Here is a 3,557-nt window from a genome sequence, read left to right on the forward strand (position 1 = left end):
GCGTCGATGCTGACATGCCCGCGCCCCTTCATCGCCGACGCGGCGCCGAACATGATGGCCCAGAGATAGAGGGCGATGAGCACTTCCTCGATCCACTGCAGCGGATCGTTAAGGATGTAGCGCATGAACACGGCAAGGATGGTGATCACGACGATGGCGACGGTAAACAGCTTGGCCAGCCAGTCGTCGAAACATTTAACGGAATACATGAAACCTCCTATTGACCATTCGGAATGCTCGCGCCATTAAGGCTGTTATAGGCGCGAGCGATTACCCGGCTCGCGGGGCGCAGAACGTTGCCCCGCTCGAACCGAGAAGAACTACTTTGGGTTTTCCGAGGACTAGCTGCTACTTCAGATAGGATTGCACTTTGTCATAAAGGCCAGGAGACCACTCAGGGAAGTGCGAGTACGTCGGCTTAGCTGCGTTTTTGAACGCTCTTTTGTCAACCTCAATAACCGTCACGCCTTCCTTCTTCATTTTTTCTATCGCTTCTGCTTCCGCGGCCAGGGTCGTTTTCTTCATAAATTCACCAGCTTCTTCTCCTGAATCCACCAAAGCTTTTCTAATTTCCAAAGGCAGCTTTGAAAAATACGCTTGCCCTGTCACCCACTGGATTACCATGTCTAAATGCCCGCTAAGGATCAAGTACTTCGCCGGCTCATGGTGCTTCTGGCCATAGAGCACCGGAATCGGGTTCTCGGCGCCGTCGATCACGCCGGTAGTCAGCGCCGGATAGACTTCGCCAAGCGGCATCGGCGTCGGGGTGGCGCCCATCGTTTTCATTGCGTCGATCTGGATCCGGTTGTTCGGCACGCGGATCTTCAGCCCTTTCAGATCCTCAGGCGTCTTCACAGGTTTCTTGGTGACCATATTGCGGGTCCCATACAGCCATGAGGTAACGATGTGAAAGCCTTTAGCCTCAAGTTTCACACCCAATTCTTCGAACCAAGGAGTTTTCGTCAGTTTCAGAATGTCGTTGTAATCGTTGCCAAGATATGGGCCGCTGAGAATTCCGAAATCTGGAACATAATCTGCAAAGAAGCCGCCATCTGTAATGTGAATGATCCCACTACCTAACTTCATTTGCTCCATAACGTCTTTTTTAGATCCCAACTGAGAACTCGGGTAAGGTTTCAACTCTCCTTTGCCACCTGTTTTTTCTGCAAACAATCGCGCCCAAACTCGTGCTGCCAGATCGATTGGTTCCCCGGGGTTGTTTTCATAGGCGATTTTGATCGAGAAATCTGCCGCTGCAACCGGAAGACTTCCGACGCCAAAGCAAAGCGCAATTGTCGTAAAGAAAGAAACCACAGTTTTTCGTTTAATCGGGAAAGACATAAGACCTCCTTGTTTATTTAGTAAAAATATGTCTAGCGCATAGATCGGGTTTCTATCTCATAGAATTAGATCAAGCAATGGAAACCGGAAACAGAGCCGACACACATCTACTGCAATTGCCGTGCCACCTATAACAGTCTGTTTTTTAATGGACAATTGGTTTTTTGAAGTGCCGATTTGAAATGTTTACCGTTTCACTATGAAACTCACGGTAAGGCAAAGAGGAGAAAGCGGAGTGCCAAGAAGAGCGAATAGAACGCAAGCCCGTACTGAATATTGTGTGAGCGGATTGGTGGCAGAAAACTGCCGAGTTGTCTGTAGGCACAATGAGCACGAAGAAACATGTAGCCCCTGAAAAACTCCTGGCCGGTCTGCTGACCGACTACAAGAAACCCGAAGGCCTGATTGGCGAGAAGGGCTTGTTCAAGTAACTGACTAGTTTGTGGTTGAGAAGGCGTTGGATGCCGAACTGGCTGCGTACCTCGGGTCACGGCAAGAAAGAGCCGGCAGCCAATGAGGCTGGCAATACACGCAACGGCAAGAGAAAGAAGACACTTAAGCGCGAATTCGGTGAGTTACCCATCGAAGTTTCGCAAGGTCGCAATGGCACCTTCGAGCCGCATTTGATCATCGCCAATAACAAGCAATAGTCTTATATTCAATTAAGGGAGCCTAGGCGTTCTTATATTTGTGCTACATTTTTTCGTTCATTTTTTGTGGAGAGTCCTATGCCGAAAGGTCAGCGTCGCACTCTGGAACAACAACTCGAGGATCTGAAGAAAAAACAGGCCGAGATCGAAGCAAAGATCAAAGCGAAGTTGACATTGTCGGCTGATCACAAAGCCATCAAGGCGATTATTGCCGACATTGAAAAAGTGGCCGATGAAGCGGGTGTCCTCGCCAAGGATGTTCTGAAAATTGTGTCGTCTAAGGTTTCCCCACGCAAACCCCGAACTCCGAACGTTTAATTTCCACACCGAACACAAGTTCCATTCCTATCCTCCAGATCGTGAAATTCCACGATCCGTTGGAGTCAATCTGTTTCAGCCTACCTCAGAATGAAGGAACGCGTGCGCATTGCAGTCTGATCAGACTGGATATGCAAACGGCCATTATGACTGAGGTTCTTCCGAAGGCTGTCCGGCAGGTTTCAGAGTCAAACGGACCTTTGAATGACCAACCGGATGGAGTGGTGAATGGCGGCTCGTGGCCGAGAGTACGAATCTGGAGTTCTACCAGTAAGCTGCCGGCCGGCATTTCACGCCCCGAAGCAACGGCAGCTTTGTGCAGGATCGCTCTACGCGGGCAACCGGCCATCAGCCGTCGTTCGCACGGTTCTCTGCACTGTCATTCAGAAGACTGGTCGACTCTGAAAGCTGCCAAAGGGCCAACGAAAGCCCCTCGGCCTTATGCGAAGCTTTCCATAAGGCCGACCAGCAGACGAAAGGGCGATAATGTCAAAGTCTGCGGGAGCAGGGGAGTATGTCGATATCGACAACCCGGTGTAACTATCTTTGATGGATTCGCCGGAAAACCCTAGGGGGTGGCGATGCGGCGGGAAACCCGATGATGGGTGCCGCTATATTCCGACCGGAATGCCTGCCTGGAATGGCTTGGCGTCTTGTTGCCTCAGCGATGGGGTATCGATTGGCAAACTGCTATTTTCCGGTCGGATTTTTGCCTGTCATTACCTGACAGGATTAGCGTGCGCCAGCTGCGCTGATGCTGAGTCGGCCTTCAGAGGCCTTGCGGTAGGCTTCGAGGGCGGCATCACGTGCTTCGCCAACCAGCGTGTAGAGCTTGACGAGTCCGTAGCCGCCAACAACGGCCAGTGCGGCAACGATCAAACGAATTTCGAGGCCGTGTTCAAAGAAGAAGCTAGAGCTGAGTTCCATGATGTTTCCTTTCACAAAAGTGGTTGTGTTGCGCTCATCAGGTGAAACATCACTTCATCTGACGGCCTCATCGTAGCAAGCGAGCACATGGGGATCTGTTGGCTCTTTTTCGGGCTTGTGTAACGGGCGTCTGGTTTTTGTGACCTCGTGTGATATCCGAAACCTTCATTGAACTACGCTGTCCAGTTGCGCTAGGAGGATTGGCGAATGAGTAGTCGGAAGCTATTAATGAGGTAGGCTGAAAAAAGTGGAGTCCAACGTTTCGTAAAATGTGAGGAACGGAGGACAAGGATGGAACGACTACCGAAAGGGATCTACACG

At 50.7% G+C, this 3,557-nt stretch carries 4 protein-coding genes and 1 pseudogene; 2 read left to right on the top strand and 3 right to left on the bottom strand.

Annotated features, from left to right (window positions below; genetic code table 11):
- Both BO74_RS20695 and BO74_RS20700 read right to left on the bottom strand, forming a co-directional pair.
- The coding region (locus tag BO74_RS20695) for a TRAP transporter small permease (protein ID WP_496445235.1) at nt 1–209 on the bottom strand (209 nt) is incomplete at its 3' end.
- Nucleotides 210–348: 139 nt separating this feature from the next.
- Nucleotides 349–1,341, bottom strand: a complete 993-nt coding sequence (locus tag BO74_RS20700; RefSeq protein ID WP_496445237.1) for a C4-dicarboxylate TRAP transporter substrate-binding protein — start codon at nt 1,339–1,341, stop codon at nt 349–351.
- Between the two features lie 326 nt (nt 1,342–1,667).
- Here BO74_RS20700 and BO74_RS20705 point away from each other — a divergent pair.
- Both BO74_RS20705 and BO74_RS20710 read left to right on the top strand, forming a co-directional pair.
- A pseudogene (locus BO74_RS20705) lies at nt 1,668–1,970 on the top strand (transposase); the annotation flags it as partial.
- A 99-nt stretch (nt 1,971–2,069) separates the two neighbouring features.
- Nucleotides 2,070–2,309 carry a hypothetical protein gene (locus BO74_RS20710; protein ID WP_496445239.1) on the top strand — a complete coding sequence of 80 codons (240 nt, stop codon included), beginning with the start codon at nt 2,070–2,072 and terminating at the stop codon, nt 2,307–2,309.
- Between the two features lie 732 nt (nt 2,310–3,041).
- Here BO74_RS20710 and BO74_RS20715 read toward each other — a convergent pair.
- A complete protein-coding gene (locus BO74_RS20715; RefSeq protein WP_496445241.1) occupies nt 3,042–3,236 on the bottom strand; it encodes a hypothetical protein in 195 nt (64 codons plus the stop codon).
- Nucleotides 3,237–3,557 lie beyond the last annotated feature (321 nt).

This window comes from Propionivibrio pelophilus DSM 12018, assembly GCF_059569095.1.

Coding starts and splice junctions, on each gene's coding strand:
- BO74_RS20700 (WP_496445237.1), bottom strand. CDS start 1,341: ATGTCTTTCCCGATTAAACGAAAAACTGTGGTTTCTTTCTTTACGACA.
- BO74_RS20710 (WP_496445239.1), top strand. CDS start 2,070: ATGCCGAAAGGTCAGCGTCGCACTCTGGAACAACAACTCGAGGATCTG.
- BO74_RS20715 (WP_496445241.1), bottom strand. CDS start 3,236: ATGGAACTCAGCTCTAGCTTCTTCTTTGAACACGGCCTCGAAATTCGT.